We start from the raw sequence: 17174 nt of genomic DNA on the forward strand, positions 1-17174 counted from the left end.
GGATGAGCACGATCGAGCAAAGCCTGTCCGAGAGCCCGGCCACCGGAGAGGAGGCGACCCTCGTTTCTAGCCACCGGCCGCTATGGCAAAGATTGGTCCGCAACCCCGCGGCCGTCTTTTCCATCGCCGTGCTCGTTCTTATGGCGCTGGGAGCAATCCTGGCGCCGGTGATCGCACCCGGCAATCCCATGCGGGTGAGCCCCGCCCTGCGGTTTACCCCGCCGGGCCCCGAACATCTTTTCGGCACCGACAATCTCGGTCGCGACATATTCAAAATGGTGCTGCATGGCTCGCGTACCTCACTGCTCGTCGGCCTTATCGTCACGCTGGTCTCCATGTCCGTGGCGATCGTGCTGGGGGTGATTTCCGGCTTTTATCGCAAGGTGGACGTCGTCTTGATGCGCTTCGTCGACGGGATGATGGCTTTCCCGGGCATCGTGCTGGCAACGGCAGCCGCCGGCATCATGGGGCCGAGCGTCACGACAGTCATTACGTCGTTGTCGATCGTGCTGATAGCGCCTTCGCTACGCATTGTCCGCGGCCAGGTGCTTGTCGTCCGCGAGCTGCAAATGATCGAGGCGGCGCGCGCCGTCGGCGTGCCGACGCTACGCATCCTCTCCCGCTACGTGCTGCCGGCCGTCAGCTCGCCGATCCTCGTCCAAACCTCGTTCATCTTCTCCGCAGCCGTACTTGGCGAAGCTGGACTGAGCTTCATCGGCGTCGGTATTGGCCCTAGGGATCTGAGTTGGGGTAACGCGCTGACCGAAGCGCGAAATTACATCAGCCAGGCGCCTTGGATCGTGCTGTTTCCGGGTTTGGCGCTGATGCTGACCATTCTTTCGCTCAACCTGCTGGGTGACGCATTGCGCGATGTGCTTGATCCCCGGCTTGCAAGGAGACGCTAGATGCTGACCTATCTCGGCAGGCGCTTCCTGCTCATTCTTCCAACGATCTTCGTGCCGTTGATCCTGGTCTTCCTGCTGCTGCGTCTGTCGCCGGGCGATCCCGCCGGCATGATGCTGGGTGATCAGGCGACTGCCGACCAGATTGCCGCGCTGAGAACCGAACTCGGGCTCGATCAACCGATCTACGTCCAGTTCTTCATCTGGCTCAAGGACATCGTGACGCTGGATCTCGGCCAGTCGATCTTTTTCCGCGAGACGGTGATGAAAATCATCCCTGAATATGCCGGCGTCACCATCCTGCTCGCGCTGGTGGCTCTTTCGCTGACGGTCGTCATCGGCGTGACGCTTGGCCTGATTTCTGCGATGAACCGCAACAAGCCAATCGACCGGGGGGTTATCGTCGGCGCAGTGCTCGGCATATCGGTACCGGAATTCTGGTTCGCGTTACTGCTGATTTTCCTGTTTGCAGTGACGTTGCGCTGGTTTCCCGTCGCGGGCTACAATCCTCCGTCAGCCGGCATCGTCGCCTTTGCTGCGACCATCTTTCTTCCGGCGCTGGCGCTTGGCGTGCGCCAGTCGGCACTGATGACACGGATGATGCGCTCCTCCATGCTTGACGTGCTGAACGAGCCATATATCACGACCGCGCGGGCTCAAGGACTGCCGGAGCGCAAGGTGATCGGCAGCTACGCGCTGCGGACGGCCTCCATTCCGGTCATCACCGTTGTCGGGCTTGCGGCTGGCCATATGCTGGGCGGCGCCGTCGCGATCGAGATCATCTTCGCCTTGCCGGGCCTCGGCCGCATGCTGGTGGAAGCGGTTGCCCGCCGCGATTATCCGCTCGTCGAAGGCGGGGTTCTGACCATTTCGTTGATCCTTGCCGTGCTCAATCTAGCGATCGACATCGTCTACGCACTCCTTGATCCCCGGATACGCTACCAATGAACACGCATATTCCATCGGAAGCGCTTGGCCTACCGCAGGAGGCCGTGAAGACCGTCCCGGTTCTGGAGGTCGAGGAACTGTCCCTGTCATTCCGCGACGAAGGCGCCTTGCTGCCGATCGTTACCGACATTTCGTTCTCGATCGGTCGTGGCGAGGCAGTGGCGCTGGTCGGCGAATCCGGCTGCGGCAAGTCGATCACCGCCAGCGCGATCATGGGGCTTGCGCCGGATAATGCGGTCGTCACCGGTGAAATCCGGCTGAACGGGCAACGCATTTCCGATCTTTCCCCGAGAGAGCGCCGCAAGCTCTGCGGTCGCCATATGGGCTTTATCTTTCAGGAGCCGATGACGGCCCTGCACCCGACGCTGACAATCGGCCGGCAGATGACCGATACGCTGAGCCACAATCTCGGGCTCGGCCAGCGGGCGGCGATGGACCGCGCTGCCGAACTGCTGGTGAAGGTCGGAATTCCCCGCGCAAAGGATATCCTCAAAGGGTATGTCCACGAACTTTCCGGCGGCATGCGCCAACGCGTGATGATCGCGCTCGCCATTTCCTGCGGGCCATCGCTGATCATCGCCGACGAGCCGACTACCGCGCTCGACGTGACGATCCAGGCCCAGGTTCTTGACCTTCTGGAAGACATGCGCCGTGAGCTCGATCTCGCCATGCTCTTCATCACCCACGATCTGGAAGTGGTCGGCGACTTCTGCGACCGGGCTGTCGTCATGTATGCCGGCGACGTGGTGGAGCGGGCGACGAGCCGGGAGATCGTCGAGACACCGCGCCATCCCTATACACGCGGCCTGATCGACGCCATTCCGGCGCATGGCGAAACCCGCAATCGACTGACACCGATCCCCGGCACGGTACCGCCGGTCGGGGCGTGGCCCGAGGGCTGTCGGTTCGCACCCCGTTGCCAGCACGCGGATGAACAATGTCGCACCCATCCCGGTCTTGACGCTGTCGGCAGTTCCACGGTCCGCTGCTGGCACCCGGTCGAGGAGGTCTCGGCATCATGAATACCGTTTCGCCCGTGCTCGAAGTGCGCGGCCTTTCGAAATCCTTCAAGGCGGTCAAGGCCGTCCGAAATGTCTCCTTTTCCATCACCAGGGGCAAAACCTTCGGCATCGTCGGCGAATCCGGCAGCGGCAAGTCGACGACCGCCCGCCTAGTGCTGCGGCTCATCGATCCGACGTCCGGCGACATCCGCTTCCGGGGAACGGATCTTTCCGCCATGAAGCAGGAAGAGTTACGCCGCGAGCGGCGCCACATGCAGATGATCTTTCAGGATCCCTTCGGATCGCTGAACGGCCGCATGACTGTACGCGAGACGCTGACCGAACCACAGATGGTCCATGGTATAGGCACGCCCGCTTCGCGGCTAGAAGCTGCCCGCAGCCTGCTTGCCGAAGTCGGACTGCCGGCGGCCGCGCTAGACCGGTTTCCACATGAGTTCTCCGGCGGCCAGCGCCAGCGCATCGCGATCGCCCGTGCGCTTGCCACCAATCCGGACCTGATCGTTGCCGACGAGCCGGTCAGCGCGCTGGACGTTTCTGTGCAGGCGCAGGTGTTGAACCTGTTGCGCGATTTGCAGGAGCGGCATGGCACGACCATGCTGTTCATCTCGCATGATCTCAGGGTCGTGCAATTCATGTGCGATGAGATCGCGGTCATGTATCTTGGCGAGATCGTTGAACAGGGACCGCGCGAGCGGATATACGGCGCTCCGGCGCATCCCTATACCCAGGCGCTGCTCGCTTCCGCACCGGGCAGGGGAGCGGGCAAACGCGCCCGGCTCTCCGGTGAAATCCCAAGCGCCCATGCCGCACCGAGCGGCTGCGCCTTTCGCACCCGCTGTCCGCATGCTCATGAACGCTGTGCCCTCGAAGCGCCGGGAATGCGTGAGCTCGGTTGCGGCCAGCGGGCGGCCTGCCATCTGCTGGAGAAGGCTCCAAGCGCATGAAGACGATCGATGTTTCGAGCTGCGAGGCGATCTATCGCGGCGTCGTCTCCGAGAGTGGCCTTAGCTTTTTCGGCATCCCCTATGGCGAGCCACCGGTCGGCGCCCTGCGCTTTCAGCCGGCGAAAGCGGTCGTGGCCAAAGGCCTTGTCGATGCGACGCAGCCGGGCAACGCGCCGCCACAGATCCGTCGACCGGTACCCGTATGGACGCCGCGCAATACGGGTTTCTTGACCGGCGAGGACTGCCTCAACCTCAACGTCTTCACGCCGGCAGCCAATGGCGGCAAGCGGCCGGTCGTAGTGCACGTGTTCGGTGGCGGTTTCCAGACCGGGTCCGTCAATGGCGGTTATCAGGATGAACTCGGTTTCGTCGAACGTGGGGACCTCGTTTATGTCCGGCCAAATTTCCGTACCGGCGCGCTGGGTTTTCTGCATCTTGGCGAGGTGATGGGCGATGGATCGCCTGCCAATCGCGGCATGCTCGATCTCGTTCTGGCGCTGGAATGGGTCCAGGCGAATATCGGAGCCTTCGGCGGCGATCGGGACAATGTCACGCTTGTCGGCCTGTCGTCTGGCGGTTTCACTATCGGTGCGTTGTTCGGTATGGATGGCATTGCCCATCTTTTTCGGCGGGCCTGGATGATGAGCGGTTCGGCAAGCCGGATCATCGATCCGCGGACGGCAAGCTCCATGGCCCTCGATTTTCTGGACCGCACCGGCATCCGCCCCGGCGATCACGATGCCCTGCAGGCCCTGCCGGTCGAGCGCATTCTCACCGTGCAGGAAGAGATCATCGCCACCGACCTTGGCGAACGCAATTCACCCGGGGGCAGGACGATGGGCATCGTGCTCGACGGCGCGAGCCTGAAGCGCCATCCGCTCGACGGCCTTGCCGCAGGAACCTTCCGCGACAAGCAGATGGTCGTCGGCTGGACGAGAGACGAGGCAAGCATGTGGTATGCCTTGGGCATCATGCCGGCGCCGAAGGGCCGAGAGCGCGTACTTTCAACTGTTGCACGCTTTTTTCCCGACAAATCGGAAACGGTATTATCTGAAATTGAAAGGGCTTACCCAAAAGCCGGCCTGGCCGAATTGGAGGAACGTTTCCTATCGGCAACCATCTACCGCGATACCGCCCAGCGGACCGCCGAGACTCACGGGAACGCGGGCGGCAAAGCCTTCGCCTACGAATTCGGCTGGGTGCCGGAGTTCGAGGGCGGCAGGCTGGGTTCCTCGCACTCCTTCGATGAACCGTTCGTATTCGGAAACGTGGAGGCAGAACGGGTGCCGCTTGCCGGTGGCAAGCCCCATGCGGTGAAGCTTGCCAACGAGATGTCGGACGCTTTGCAAACCTTCGCCCACACCGGGACGGCGCCTTGGCAGGATTTTCAAAAAAACCGCTTCATCAAACGGTTCGAGTGAATTCTCTTGCCACCATTATGGCAGTATCGATCTCCAAGTATACTCCACCGTGCGACAGGAGATTGGCGCATGGTTCTGAGTCGGCGGTTCAAATTGCTTCAAGGGTTGTGAGCAGACCGCACAAATTCAAGTTTTTATCGCACCAGAACTGTCCGAAACGTTGACATTCGGGCCGGTAGGTCCGGTCATGAATACATCTGCTGAGCTGAAGCAAAAGTACGAACTTCAGCGTGAGAAGTGAGGTACCGTAGGTTCGGATCTGTTCACGAACCCTGGGGTCACCGATGCCAATGTGTCTCTCACCACGCCGATGCACCGTAAGGTTTTCCAGCCGACGTATTCAGCGCATGGTGAGTTTAGCAACAACTGCTTTCCAGCCAGCAGTCAACGCAGCTACGTCGCAGTGGTCGGAGCAGTAATCATCAGCCTCGCCCATGCCATATGGATGGACAGACCGCTTTATACATTCTTCCGCTCGAAGAGCGATAGAAGGTTTGCAAATGCTGCCGTCACGGGCGTGGATACGCCCTGCCGGAGACCTTCCCGGGCAACCGCACCGGTGATTGTGCCGATCTCCATTGGCCGGCCGGCGAGGCGGTCCTGGAGCATCGAGGGCTTGTGAGGGCGATGGTGCGCAAAGGCATGTTCCACCGATTGCCGCGTCCGCTCCACATCGACATCGAGGCCACGGGCCTTCGCGACGGCTAGCGCTTCCGACAGGATGGCGAAGACGATCTGCCTTGCTTCCTGCCGGTCCGCCATCTCGCCGACGGTCAGGTCGGTCGCCGCCGCGAGCGAATTCAAGGCCGCGTTGAAGGCGAGCTTTTCCCAGATCGCGACCTCCACCGCTGGGTCCAGTTCGCAGTTCAGCCCGGCGTTTTCCAGCATATTGCAAAGATCCTGCAGCCCGGGTGAGGGGACGCCGTTCGCCGCCCAGATCCGGATCTGTCCGTCGCCCGGCACGCGAATGTGCCCGGGTGCGACGAGCGTCGAAGGCCAGTTGGTCATGCCCATGGCGATGCGTTCCCGCGGAATGAAAGCCTCGATCGTCTCGACATTGCCGATGCCGTTCTGCACCGTGAGCGCAAGCGTTTGCGGCCCGATCAGATGCCGAGCGGCTGCCATCGCCGCTTCGGTGTGCATGCCCTTGGTGAACACGATCAGCAGATCGAAGGCACCCGTATACCGTTCCGCCGCTCCGATCGGTAGGGAATAGGTCTTTTCTCCATCGTCGCCGGTCAACCGCAGGCCGTTCGCTTTGATGGCTTCGATCTGCGCCGGAGCGACGTCGATCAACGAAACATCTTGCCCGCTTCCCGCAAGCCGGGCGGCGAACAGGCCGCCCATGGCGCCGGCCCCGATGACGGCAATTCTCATGGTTTTGTCCCTTCCCGATGCTCCTCCGCATCGTCTCCGGATTATCCCGGAAAACCGTTTTTGCCGCAAGATAGTTTGACGTCAAAAATTTTGTTATCAAACTATCTTGCGGCGAGAAAGCCTTTTGGCTACGGTTCACAACAAGAGCAAGGCAGGCCGCAGCGCTTGCCGTCGGAGGAAAAAGCGACCTAATACGGAGAAGCCGGACAGTGTGCTGTCACGCGGCTATTTGGGTTCACAAGAAAGGGAGGATATCGTGGATAGCATTCAGTTTCTGATCGATAACGACGATCGCGCTGCGCAGTCGGGTGCCGTTTTCGAGCGTATCGATCCGGTAACGGGCGAGGTCGCCACCAAGGCGCCGGCGGGCGGTCCTGCCGATGCGCGTGCCGCAGCCGACGCCGCTGCCGCCGCTTTTCCGCAATGGTCGGCGATCGGCCCGGGTGAGCGCCGCAAGCTGCTTCTCAAAGCCGCCGACATCATGGATTCCAAGGCCGGTGAATTTATCCGGCTGATGACCGCTGAAACCGGCTCGACCGGCCCATGGGGCGGCTTCAACACGATGTTCGCCGCCAATGTCCTGCGCGAAGCGGCCTCCATGACGACCCAGGTCTCCGGCGAGATCATTCCGTCCGACAAGCCCGGCAATATGGCGATGGCCATCCGCCAGCCGGCTGGTGTCTGCGTCGGCATCGCGCCGTGGAATGCACCAGTCATTCTCGGTACCCGCGCCATCGCCATGCCGCTCGCTTGTGGCAACACGGTCGTGCTGAAGGCGTCGGAAATGTGCCCGGCGACCCACCGCCTCATTGGCCAGGTAATGCGCGAGGCCGGTTTCCCGAAGGGCGTCGTCAACGTCGTCACCAACGCACCCGCCGATGCCGCAGAGGTCGTCGAGGCTCTGGTCGCTCATCCTGCCGTCAAGCGCATCAATTTCACCGGCTCGACGCGCGTCGGCAAGATCATCGCCAAGCTGGCGGCGGAACACCTGAAGCCGGTCCTGCTCGAGCTCGGCGGCAAGGCCCCGCTGATCGTCCTGGACGATGCGGACCTCGATGCCGCCGTCAACGCGGCAGCTTTCGGCGCCTATATGAACCAAGGCCAGATCTGCATGTCTACGGAGCGGATCATCGTCGACGAGAAGGTCGCCGACACCTTCGTCGAAAAGCTCGCCGCCAAGGCAAAGGGCCTTCCATCGGGTGATCCGCGCGGGCATGTCGTCCTGGGCTCTCTGGTCAGCCTCCAAGCGGCCGAGCGGGTCGAGGAAATGGTTCAGGATGCTGTAGCCAAGGGTGCAGCCCTGGTGGCCGGCGGCAATCGCAATGGTGCCGTCATGGAAGCGACGCTGGTCGACAAGGTGACGCGGGACATGCGCATCTATTCGGAAGAGTCCTTCGGTCCGGCCAAGAGCGTCATCCGCGTCAAGGGCGACGATGAAGCGATCAGGATCGCCAACGATACCGAATACGGCCTCTCCTCGGCGGTCTTCAGCCGCGATATCCAGCGCGCCATGGCGGTTGCGCGCCGCATCGAAAGCGGCATTTGCCATATCAACGGCCCGACTGTCCATGACGAGGCGCAGATGCCTTTCGGCGGCGTCAAGGCATCCGGTTACGGCCGGTTCGGCGGCCGTGCGGCGATCGCGGAATTCACGGACCTGCGCTGGATCACCGTCGAGGATCCGCATCAGCACTACCCGTTCTGACGGCGAGGCGGAAGGGCGATGGCGAAATCATCGGCAAAACCGAAACTGGAAGCTTCCCGGCCGGAAGAGAGCGACGTGCTCATTCCGGCGGCCTTCCGGAACGTTCTCGGATATCACCTCCGGGTCGCTCAGGAGGCGTCCTTCCAGGCTTTCAGCACGGCCGTTGACAAGGCGGATCTGAAGCCCGGCTGGTACTCCATTCTGACCATCCTGTCGGAATATGACGGCCTGACGCCGTCGGAACTCAGTAGGGTCTGCGGCCGGGACCGATCGACGCTGACGGCGACTCTGAAGGGGCTTTCGATCCGTGGCATGATCGAGCGGCAGCAGAACCCGGAAGACCAGCGCAGCTACAGCGTCCGGCTGACCGATGAAGGACGGAAGATGCAGGCGCGCCTGCATGCCATCGCCCGCAAGCATGACCGGCGGCTAGATGAGATCGTCGGCGAGGACAAGGCCGCGCTGATCGCGATCCTGGCCAGAATTGTGAATTCGCTCGGCAACGGCTGAGCGATGGCTGTCGCCTCGTGCCTGACTGCAGGTTCAGGCCGGGCGGCAAGCATCTGAAGACATAGACAATCGGCGGGACCCGTCCCGCGGACTTCGGCTTCCGTGGAGGGATGCCGAAAACGAACGCGGTTTGCCTGCCGCAGCCAACCAAGGAGGAGCACATGTCGAAACACAAAGTAATCAAGGGTCTGGTCGCCGCGACCGTCGGCGCCATGGCCGTATTGGCGTCGGGAGCCCTGCCGGCATCCGCACAGGACAAGCAGATCAATCTCAAGATTTCCCTCTGGGTGCCGCCGGTGCATCCCCTGGTGAAATCCACCCAGGAATGGGCCGACAGCATAGCCAAGGCGTCAGGTGGCACGATCATCGCGTCCGTTTTCCCGGCCGAACAGCTCGGCAAGGCGTTCGACCACTACGATATGGTCCGCGACGGTATCGCCGACGTCGGTTATGTAAGCCCCGGATATCAGCCCGGCCGCTTCCCGGTCATCAATGCTGCTCAGCTTCCGTTTACCGTTGCCGATGCCAAGGGGGGCACGGCAGCGATCGATAGCTGGTACAGAAAATATGCTCCGAAGGAGATGGCCGACACGCATTTCTGCCTCGCCTTCGTCCATGATCCGGGCGCGCTGCATTCCCGCAAGAAGATCACCCTGCCGTCCGACGTCAAGGGCCTCAAGGTCCGTCCGGCGCAGCAGACGATGGGCGAACTGGTGACGACGCTCGGCGGTACCAATGTCCAGGCTTCCGCGCCGGAATCGCGGGATGCGCTGGAGCGCGGCATCGCCGATGCGATCACCTTCCCCTGGAACTCGATCTTCCTGTTCGGCATCGACAAGGTGACCAAGTACACGCTCGACGTTCCGCTCTACACCACGGCCTACACGTGGACGATGAACAAGGACGTCTACGACAACGCCTCCGCCGCGCAGAAGAAGGTGCTGGACGACCATTGCAGCACCGCATGGGCAGTGAAGCTTTCCTCCGCTTGGACCGACTTTGAGCATGCCGGCCGAGATAAGATGAAGGCTACCCCGGGCCACGAGGTTGTGGAACTGACGCCGGAACAGGTCGCCGAATGGCGCAAGGCTGTGTCTCCGCTGCAGGCGAACTGGGAAAAGCAGGTCACGTCCAAGGGTTATGACCCGGCCCAGATTCTGGGCGATCTGAAGAAGAGCCTGGCGGACAACAAGGCCGCGTTCTGATCCTCGATCCGGCCGAAGCTGATCGCAGCATCGGCCGGGTTCCTTCACGACAAGAGAGGAGGGGCTCATGACGCCCGAAACAGCAGGCGGAGCGGCCCCGCCTGTGCGGCCGCAGCCGCCCAAGAACGCCATGGACCGTTTCATCGAGGGGATCGAGTGGATCGCGGCGGGCTTTGTGGGTCTCGTCGCCGCCGATATCTTCATCTCGGTGATGCTGCGTTACTTTTTCTCCTACGCCATCCCCGACGGTTATGATTTCGGCCGCCTGTTCCTCGGCATTCTCATCTTCTGGGGAATTGCCGCGACCAGCTATCGCGGCGCGCACATCACTGTGGACCTCGTCTGGGAAGGCGCTAGCCCGAGATACAAGCGTTACATCGACGTGTTTGCGACGCTGGTCCTGCTGCTGGTCGTGACGGTGCAGACGATCATGCTGTTCGACAAGGTCGTACAGACCAAGGCCCAGAACGTGCTGACCTATGACCTGCAGCTTCCCACCTGGCCCTTCTTCCTCGTCGCCTGGCTGGGTGACGTCGCAGCGGTAATCCTCATTGCGGTGCGAACCTTCCGCCTCGTCTTCTATCCCCAGCGTGTGAACGAAGAACACACCACAGATCCGGTCGAATGATCCCATGACACAGAATTTCGTTGCCATTTCGGGATTCGTCCTGCTGTTCGCCCTGATGCTGCTGCGCGTACCGGTCGGTATGGCCATGGGGCTTGTCGGGGTTACCGGGTTCGGCCTTCTGGCCGGTTTCGGTCCTGCCCTGAAACTGATCGGCCAGACCTCCATGCGCACTGTCACCGACTACACGTTCGGCGTCATTCCGATGTTCCTGCTGATGGGCGCTTTCGTTTCCAATTCCGGCATGAGCCGTGAGCTTTTCCGCGCCGCCAACACCTTCATCGGCCACCTGAAGGGCGGCCTGGGGCTTGCGACCATTGTTGCCTGCGCCGGCTTTGCGGCGATCTCTGGTTCGTCCGTCGCCACCGCCGCGACCTTCTCGACCGTCGCCTATCCCGAAATGCGGCGCTTCAACTATCCGCAATCCTTCGCTGCCGGGACGATCGCCGCCGGCGGCACGCTGGGAGCCATGTTCCCCCCGTCCACCGTTCTGGTCGTCTACGGAATCATGACGGAACAGGACATCAGCCGCCTGTTCATGGCCGGCATCGTCCCGGGCATCCTGGCAGTCCTCATGTACATGGTAACCATCATCATCATCGGCATGGTGCGGCCCGACATGCTGAAAGCCGCCCCGAAGAGCAGCTGGAACGAGCGCCTGCATGCGATAAAGGACGTCTGGGCGCCCTTGCTCCTCTTCTTCTTCGTCATCGGCGGCCTCTACGGCGGTCTCTTCACACCGACGGAAGCTGGCGGCGTCGGCGCGGGTGGTGCCTTCATCATCGGCGTGCTGCGGCGCAAGCTGGACAGGCAGAAGATCCTCATCTCGCTGCTGCAGGCGACGCGTACGGCCGCCGCCGTCTTCACGGTGCTGATCGGTGCGCTGATATTCGGCTACTTCCTGACCATCACCGGAACGCCGCAGAAGGTGACGTCCTTCCTCGGCGGCCTCGGCATCGGCCCCTACGGCGTGCTGATCCTGATCCTCCTGATGTATCTCGTGCTCGGCTGCCTCATGGACGCCATGGCGATGATTATTCTGACTGTGCCGATAGTCTATCCGGTAATCATTTCGCTCGGCTTCGATCCCATCTGGTTTGCGGTCATCATCGTCATGACGGTGGAGCTTGGGCTCATCCATCCACCGGTCGGCATGAACGTCTTCGTCATCAAGAGCGTCGTGCCGGAGTTGACCTTCTCCCGCATATTTAGAGGGGTCGCGCCGTTCATCGTTACCGATCTCATTCGCCTCGCGCTGTTGATCGCATTCCCCGTACTCGCCACCTGGCTGCCGAGCCATCTTTGAGAAATCTGGAAGTGAGACAACCCATGACTGATGCAAAGGCCAATTCAGGGGCCGACCAGATCACCGCCGGCGGCGCCATCCTGGCGCGCCTGAAAGCGGTCGGCGTGGACTATATCTTCGCCAATTCCGGTACGGATTTCCCGCCGATCATCGAGGGGCTGGCGGAAGCCTCGGCAAAGCATATCCCGTTGCCGAAAGCGATCGTCATTCCGCATGAAAATGCTGCCATGGGCATGGCCTATGGCTACTATCTCGCGACCGGAAAGGCGCAGGCCGTCATGGCCCATACCAATGTCGGCCTCGCCAATTGCGCCATCGGGGCGATCAATGCCGCGACGGAACATATTCCGATGCTGATCTTCTCCGGCCGCACGCCCGTCGTCGAAAAGGGCCGCCTCGGTGCCCGCACCGTGCCGATCAGCTGGGGTCAGGAAATGCGTGACCAGGCCGCGATGATCCGCGAAACGGTGAAGTGGGACTACGAACTTAGGTTCCCCGAACAGGCGGTGGATATCATCGATCGCGCCCATGCGATCGCCAATTCGACGCCTCGCGGGCCTGTCTATCTCAGCCTGCCGCGCGAAGTGCTCTGTGAGCAATGCCCGTCCGATGAACTGGATAATCCGGGCCGCATCGCGCCGGCGATAGCGGCACCCCGCTCTGCCGATATCGAGGCGGCGGCAAGACTTCTGAGTGAGGCGAAGCGCCCCCTGATCATCTCCCAGCGCGGTGCCGGCTCGCAGGAAGGCTTCGAAACGCTGTCGAAGCTGGCGCTCGACTGGGGCATTCCGGTCTGCCAGTACTGGGCGATCCAGCTCGGCGTGCCGACCGACCATCCGATGGCCGTCGGGGTCGATCCGGCCAAATGGCTGGCGGAAGCGGATCTCGTGCTGGTGATTGATTGCCTTGCACCGTGGTCGCCGGACATCCACTCTCTGGGCGAGGGCTGCAAGGTCGTGCATATCGGCCAGGATCCGCTTTATTCCCGCTTCCCGGTCCGCAATTTTCCCTCCGACGTGGCGCTGACCGGCGATACCGCGGAGGTGATCCTTCAGCTCGAAAAGGCCGCCGGCGTCTATCTTGATGCGACGGCCAAGGAGCGCAGCACTCGCCGGGCAAGCGTCGAGAAGGCATCCAGCAAGCGTCGTGCCGAGGTGCAGGCGCAGGCCAAAGCCGGCAATGGCGAACTGATGACCAAAGCCTTTGTGAGCTTTACCCTCTCGAAGGCGATCGAGGGCAGGAAGGCGACGGTCCTGTCCGAACTCGGCGCCCCGCTCGAGCCGCTGACATTGCGCGATCACGGATCCTGGTATCAGGAACCGCATTCGGGCGGTCTCGGATGGTCCTTCCCGACAGGTCTCGGCATGAAGCTTGCCGAGCCGGACAAGCTGGTGATCGCGACGATGGGTGACGGCTCGTACATGTTCTCGAACCCCGTCGCCTGCCACCAGATCGCTGAGGCGATGGAAATCCCTCTTCTCGTTCTGGTGTTGAATAATGTCGAATGGGGCGCGGTGCGCCAGTCCGTACTCGGTGTCTATCCGGACGGGTTTGCGGCTAAAACGAACTCCATGCCGCTCGTCTCGCTTGTCCCGACGCCTGACTTCACCCAGGTCGCCGCCGCAAGCCGCGCCTGGACGGCCAAGGTCGAGCGTGCCGAGGATCTGGGCGCGGTGCTGGAAGCCGCCATCGAGCACGTCACGGTCAAGAAGACGCAAGCGTTGGTCGAAATCCGGATCGCGCCCTGATGGCCTTGCTCAACGTCGAGGATTATCGGCAGGAGGCGCGGCGGCTATTGCCGCGCTTCGTCTTCGATTATCTGGACGGCGGTTCGGAAGACGAGGTGGCGGTGAAGAAAAACCGCGCGGCCTTCGAACAGATCAGACTGACGCCCCGGCTGCTCAACGATGTCTCGGTGCGCGACCAGAGTGTCGACTGGTTCGGTCGGCGCCTGCCGACCCCGATCGTCATCGCGCCGACCGGGCTGAACGGTCTCTACCGCAAAGACGGCGACATCCTGCTTGCGAGAGCGGCGGCACGACTCGGCATACCGTTCGCACTGTCGACGGCCTCGAACAATTCCATCGAACAGGTCGCCAATGCCTCGAATGGCGATCTCTGGTTCCAGCTCTATGTCATGAACCGCGATTTCGCCGATCAGCTCGTGGACCGGGCACTGGCGGCCAGTTTCAGCCATCTGGTTCTGACGGTCGACGTGCCGATGGGCGGCAAACGGGAGCGGGACGAGCGCAACAACTTCATCATGCCGTTCCACTTCCGGCCGAAGACGATTGCGGATGTGCTTTGCCATCCGCGATGGCTCTGGAACGTTGGTCGGCATGGTGCGCCGGCCATGGCCAATCTTGCGGCCGCCACGATCACCGATCCGAACACCCAGGCGGCACTGCTTTCCCGTAAGATGGATGCGAGTTTCGACTGGGACGACCTGAAGCGCCTGCGCGACCGCTGGCCGCGCCGCCTGCTGGTCAAGGGATTGCTGCATCCGGCCGATGCGGAACGCGCCGTTTCCCTTGGCATCGATGCGGTTGTCGTCTCCAACCACGGCGGACGCCAGCTCGATGCCGCTCCTGCGCCGATCGAGGTTCTGCCCGGCTTCTCAGCCATCAAGGCGCCGATCGTTGTCGACAGCGGCATCCGTCGCGGCAGCGATATCGTCAAGGCGATGTCGCTGGGTGCAAGTGCGGTGATGATCGGCAGGGCGGCTCTTTTCGGCCTTGCCGCCGGTGGCGAGAAGGGCGTCGTAGACGTCGTCGGTCTGCTGCAGGTTGAAATAGACCGGACGTTGGCGCTGATGGGCCAGCGCACCTTCAATTCCCGATCTTAATGACTTGACGGTGCCCGAACGCTTCATGCAGTGCGATCATCTGGACACGGGCGTGCGGGCGCACGTTGACGCCCGCTGAGTTCGGTGGTGTTGACCGCAAAGGAGTGTGAAGTGGCGCGCTATATCGTCAACGGCAGCCGGCTTATATCTGCCTGCTAGCACATCCTTCAACAGGGCGCAGCGAATGCAGCATCAGGTGCCACCTCCCAGCTGTAGCATTGCCCGCACGTCCGCCATGCCGCGGCTTGCGTCCCGATTGCCGGTTGCCGCCACCGCCTCGAAAATTCTCAATGCGTCCCGAGGCCTGTCGAGATTCATGTAGCTGTAGCCGCGCAGGACCATCAGGTCGGCCGATTCCTGCTGCAGTTCGGACCGCTGATCGAGATAGATGAGGGCTTCCCTGTAACGTCCGGCATCGAAGGCGGAGATTGCGTAATCGGCCAGGATTGCAACCTGAAGCTCCACAGCCCTTTGCGAGCTCTGCGGAGCCTTTGTGGCGGCCACTGCAGCTTTGCCTGTGAGACCGAGCCTGAGATAAGCCAGGCTCTGCCCATAGGCGGCGTCCTCGCGGACGCGCTGCGTGCGACTTTGAAGTGCGACCTCAAATGCCGTAGCTGCCTCGATCGGCCGGTTGAGGTCCATGAGACACCATCCGCGCGCAAGCGCCTGATCGGAGGAAAGGCCTGTTATCTGCGCGGTCGTCGAACAGCCGATCGACCTGCGCGTCTCGGCCGGCCCTGCTTCCCTGCCGGCGACGACCGCTTTCGGCGAGGGACCGTCTGGGCTGGCCGAAGGGCGGGCTTGTATTGATGTTCCGCTGGAAACGGGCGGTTTTGCGGGGGCGGAGGAGGGCGTGCGGGCCGTCAACAGAGCCAGATTGGCAATGCGTTCGGAACGACCGGCCCAGGCACGCTGAAGCGCCTGTACTCCGGCCCTGTCATTGATCTGTTGTTTCGTGATGGCGAGCCCGTAGGCCGATGGTTCGTCATCCGGTTTCCACTGCAAAGCTGTCTCAAACCAGCGTATGGCCGTTTGCGGCTGATCCAGCGCACGGGCATACCAGCCCAGCTGTTGCGCAGTCGGCACATATTTTTCCTGGAGTACCGCCGCAGCCACGCGTTGCAAGACAGGCTCCGGGATAGAAGGCAACGGATCACCGGAAAGGAGATTGGCGGTTGCAGCCAGATAGGTCGCCGTCGCTTCCTCGGAGTCGCTCCTCCAACCGTACATGACCTCTTCGGCTTCGGCCGCAGCATTTCGGGCAATCAGCGCAACGGCAAGCCCTTGCGACGCTGCGGCAGAATTTTCCTTCTCTCGTGAGGCGCGAAACCATCGCTCGGCTTCCGCCATATTCTTGCGGCGAAGATAGTACCAGCCCAGCAGCAGAGAGTCCGAAGCGCGCTGCTCCCGAGCAGCCAGCCCTCGGATGCGCTTCAAATATTGCGAGTCGATTGTAAGCTCTGGTTTTTCGCCGGCTTCGCCCACGAACCGACGAGCCAGCTCGTCGCGAATTCCGTCGAACTCGCGACTGCCGGATTGACCGGTCTGTTCAAGCGCAAGGAGAGCCTGAACGGAACCATAGGGCAGGAGCTCGGCTGCCTTCTCGATCGTCGCCGATCGTTCCCGAGAGCTAGTGCAGTTCTTCAGGATATAGGTATAGGCATCGACGCCTCTTTGTTGGCGATCCGTCCGGATGAAGGCTTCGGCAATACGCCACAGCACGTCCACGTCGCCGCAATTGAGAAGGCTCGAAGTGGCGGCTCCAATCTCGATGACGGTTGAATATTGCTTGAGATTCGACGCGTTCACCAGCCGGACACGCGATTCCGCGACTTGGAGTCTTTCCAGAAGGTCAGGGGGTGGCTGCCATCCGCTCTCCGTTGCCAGCCTTTCGGCGATCGCTTTGCGGACTTCCGCGTAATGCCCTTCCGAATAAAGCTGCCACATGTCTTCCAGTTGCCGGTCGCGATTTTCCGGAACGGCGAGCGGATCTGCTGGGGGCGTCCAGTTCGGATAAAGCGTACGCAAGCGGGCGATCTCTGCTTCGAGCCTGGCCCGGTCTCCCCGTGCCGCAAAATACCGCAGAGCGCTTTCGTCGACCTCCGGTTCGATTGGCTGCTCTGGGGCGGACTGGCCAGTTCCGTCTTCTCCGGTCGGGGGCGGCTGAACTTGAGAGACAATCGGGGCAGGGAAGGAATCGGTGCCCTGTTGGCTTGATCGCGGAGGCCGTTGCGTCGCGCGAATCTGCTCTGCAATCGTCCCGGCATCGGGATTTTGCTCGTTTTGGGCCAGGCGGTTTCCCCTGGGCGCTCCGGAAGCGCCAAGCGCGGTCTGAGACTGGGTGAAGATGTCATCAACGGAAGC

13 protein-coding genes and 1 pseudogene are annotated in these 17174 nt (G+C 62.0%); 12 read left to right on the forward strand and 2 right to left on the reverse strand.

Annotated features, from left to right (window positions below):
- Nucleotides 1–2 precede the first annotated feature (2 nt).
- Genes JL39_RS00205 through JL39_RS30355 form a run of 5 tightly spaced genes read left to right on the forward strand, consistent with a single transcriptional unit; the run spans nt 3 to nt 5237 of the window.
- Nucleotides 3–905: an ABC transporter permease gene (locus JL39_RS00205; RefSeq protein ID WP_037145019.1), complete on the forward strand. Its 903-nt coding sequence runs from the start codon at nt 3–5 to the stop codon at nt 903–905.
- Nucleotides 906–1850, forward strand: a complete 945-nt coding sequence (locus JL39_RS00210; RefSeq protein ID WP_037145022.1) for an ABC transporter permease — start codon at nt 906–908, stop codon at nt 1848–1850.
- Nucleotides 1847–2872, forward strand: a complete 1026-nt coding sequence (locus tag JL39_RS00215; RefSeq protein ID WP_081952624.1) for an ABC transporter ATP-binding protein — start codon at nt 1847–1849, stop codon at nt 2870–2872. The genes JL39_RS00210 and JL39_RS00215 overlap by 4 nt, the downstream gene beginning before the upstream one ends.
- Nucleotides 2869–3816: an ABC transporter ATP-binding protein gene (locus JL39_RS00220; RefSeq protein WP_037145025.1), complete on the forward strand. Its 948-nt coding sequence runs from the start codon at nt 2869–2871 to the stop codon at nt 3814–3816. The genes JL39_RS00215 and JL39_RS00220 overlap by 4 nt, the downstream gene beginning before the upstream one ends.
- Complete coding sequence (locus tag JL39_RS30355) at nt 3813–5237, forward strand: carboxylesterase family protein (protein WP_052182554.1); 1425 nt, start codon at nt 3813–3815, stop codon at nt 5235–5237. The genes JL39_RS00220 and JL39_RS30355 overlap by 4 nt, the downstream gene beginning before the upstream one ends.
- Nucleotides 5238–5696: 459 nt before the next feature.
- Here JL39_RS30355 and JL39_RS00235 read toward each other — a convergent pair whose 3' ends face one another.
- Entirely contained in the window at nt 5697–6614 is a 918-nt protein-coding gene (locus JL39_RS00235; protein WP_037145033.1) for a 2-dehydropantoate 2-reductase, read from the reverse strand.
- A gap of 256 nt (nt 6615–6870) precedes the next feature.
- On the opposite strand from JL39_RS00235, the gene JL39_RS00240 reads away from it, so the two are divergent.
- The 7 genes from JL39_RS00240 to JL39_RS00270 all read left to right on the forward strand — a co-directional run bounded on the left by JL39_RS00240 (nt 6871) and on the right by JL39_RS00270 (nt 14810).
- Complete coding sequence (locus JL39_RS00240) at nt 6871–8319, forward strand: aldehyde dehydrogenase (protein ID WP_052182608.1); 1449 nt, start codon at nt 6871–6873, stop codon at nt 8317–8319.
- Nucleotides 8320–8337: 18 nt separating this feature from the next.
- The gene (locus JL39_RS00245) at nt 8338–8829 is read left to right on the forward strand and encodes a MarR family transcriptional regulator (RefSeq protein ID WP_037145035.1); all 492 of its coding nucleotides are present in this window, start codon (nt 8338–8340) and stop codon (nt 8827–8829) included.
- A 161-nt stretch (nt 8830–8990) separates the two neighbouring features.
- On the forward strand, nt 8991–10034 hold the full coding sequence (locus JL39_RS00250) for a TRAP transporter substrate-binding protein (protein WP_081952625.1): 1044 nt from the start codon (nt 8991–8993) through the stop codon (nt 10032–10034).
- A 130-nt stretch (nt 10035–10164) separates the two neighbouring features.
- A complete protein-coding gene (locus JL39_RS00255; protein WP_037145932.1) occupies nt 10165–10662 on the forward strand; it encodes a TRAP transporter small permease in 498 nt (165 codons plus the stop codon).
- A gap of 4 nt (nt 10663–10666) precedes the next feature.
- On the forward strand, nt 10667–11965 hold the full coding sequence (locus JL39_RS00260) for a TRAP transporter permease (protein ID WP_037145037.1): 1299 nt from the start codon (nt 10667–10669) through the stop codon (nt 11963–11965).
- A gap of 23 nt (nt 11966–11988) precedes the next feature.
- Nucleotides 11989–13713 (forward strand): thiamine pyrophosphate-requiring protein, encoded by a 1725-nt coding sequence (locus JL39_RS00265; RefSeq protein ID WP_037145039.1) that lies wholly within the window; start codon nt 11989–11991, stop codon nt 13711–13713.
- Nucleotides 13713–14810, forward strand: a complete 1098-nt coding sequence (locus tag JL39_RS00270; protein WP_037145040.1) for an alpha-hydroxy-acid oxidizing protein — start codon at nt 13713–13715, stop codon at nt 14808–14810. The genes JL39_RS00265 and JL39_RS00270 overlap by 1 nt, the downstream gene beginning before the upstream one ends.
- A 192-nt stretch (nt 14811–15002) precedes the next feature.
- On the opposite strand, the pseudogene JL39_RS00275 reads toward JL39_RS00270, so the two are convergent.
- Nucleotides 15003–16919 (reverse strand): annotated as a pseudogene (locus JL39_RS00275) (cellulose synthase); the annotation flags it as partial.
- Nucleotides 16920–17174 lie beyond the last annotated feature (255 nt).

This window comes from Rhizobium sp. YS-1r, assembly GCF_000757525.1.
Lineage (GTDB): Bacteria > Pseudomonadota > Alphaproteobacteria > Rhizobiales > Rhizobiaceae > Neorhizobium > Neorhizobium petrolearium.

What these genes read in the sequence shown, in the direction of transcription:
- JL39_RS00205 (WP_037145019.1), top strand. Translation starts at nt 3, where the DNA reads ATGAGCACGATCGAGCAAAGCCTGTCCGAGAGCCCGGCCACCGGAGAG.
- JL39_RS30355 (WP_052182554.1), top strand. Translation starts at nt 3,813, where the DNA reads ATGAAGACGATCGATGTTTCGAGCTGCGAGGCGATCTATCGCGGCGTC.
- JL39_RS00260 (WP_037145037.1), top strand. Translation starts at nt 10,667, where the DNA reads ATGACACAGAATTTCGTTGCCATTTCGGGATTCGTCCTGCTGTTCGCC.
- JL39_RS00250 (WP_081952625.1), top strand. Translation starts at nt 8,991, where the DNA reads ATGTCGAAACACAAAGTAATCAAGGGTCTGGTCGCCGCGACCGTCGGC.
- JL39_RS00265 (WP_037145039.1), top strand. Translation starts at nt 11,989, where the DNA reads ATGACTGATGCAAAGGCCAATTCAGGGGCCGACCAGATCACCGCCGGC.
- JL39_RS00220 (WP_037145025.1), top strand. Translation starts at nt 2,869, where the DNA reads ATGAATACCGTTTCGCCCGTGCTCGAAGTGCGCGGCCTTTCGAAATCC.
- JL39_RS00215 (WP_081952624.1), top strand. Translation starts at nt 1,847, where the DNA reads ATGAACACGCATATTCCATCGGAAGCGCTTGGCCTACCGCAGGAGGCC.
- JL39_RS00235 (WP_037145033.1), bottom strand. Translation starts at nt 6,614, where the DNA reads ATGAGAATTGCCGTCATCGGGGCCGGCGCCATGGGCGGCCTGTTCGCC.
- JL39_RS00245 (WP_037145035.1), top strand. Translation starts at nt 8,338, where the DNA reads ATGGCGAAATCATCGGCAAAACCGAAACTGGAAGCTTCCCGGCCGGAA.
- JL39_RS00210 (WP_037145022.1), top strand. Translation starts at nt 906, where the DNA reads ATGCTGACCTATCTCGGCAGGCGCTTCCTGCTCATTCTTCCAACGATC.
- JL39_RS00255 (WP_037145932.1), top strand. Translation starts at nt 10,165, where the DNA reads ATGGACCGTTTCATCGAGGGGATCGAGTGGATCGCGGCGGGCTTTGTG.
- JL39_RS00270 (WP_037145040.1), top strand. Translation starts at nt 13,713, where the DNA reads ATGGCCTTGCTCAACGTCGAGGATTATCGGCAGGAGGCGCGGCGGCTA.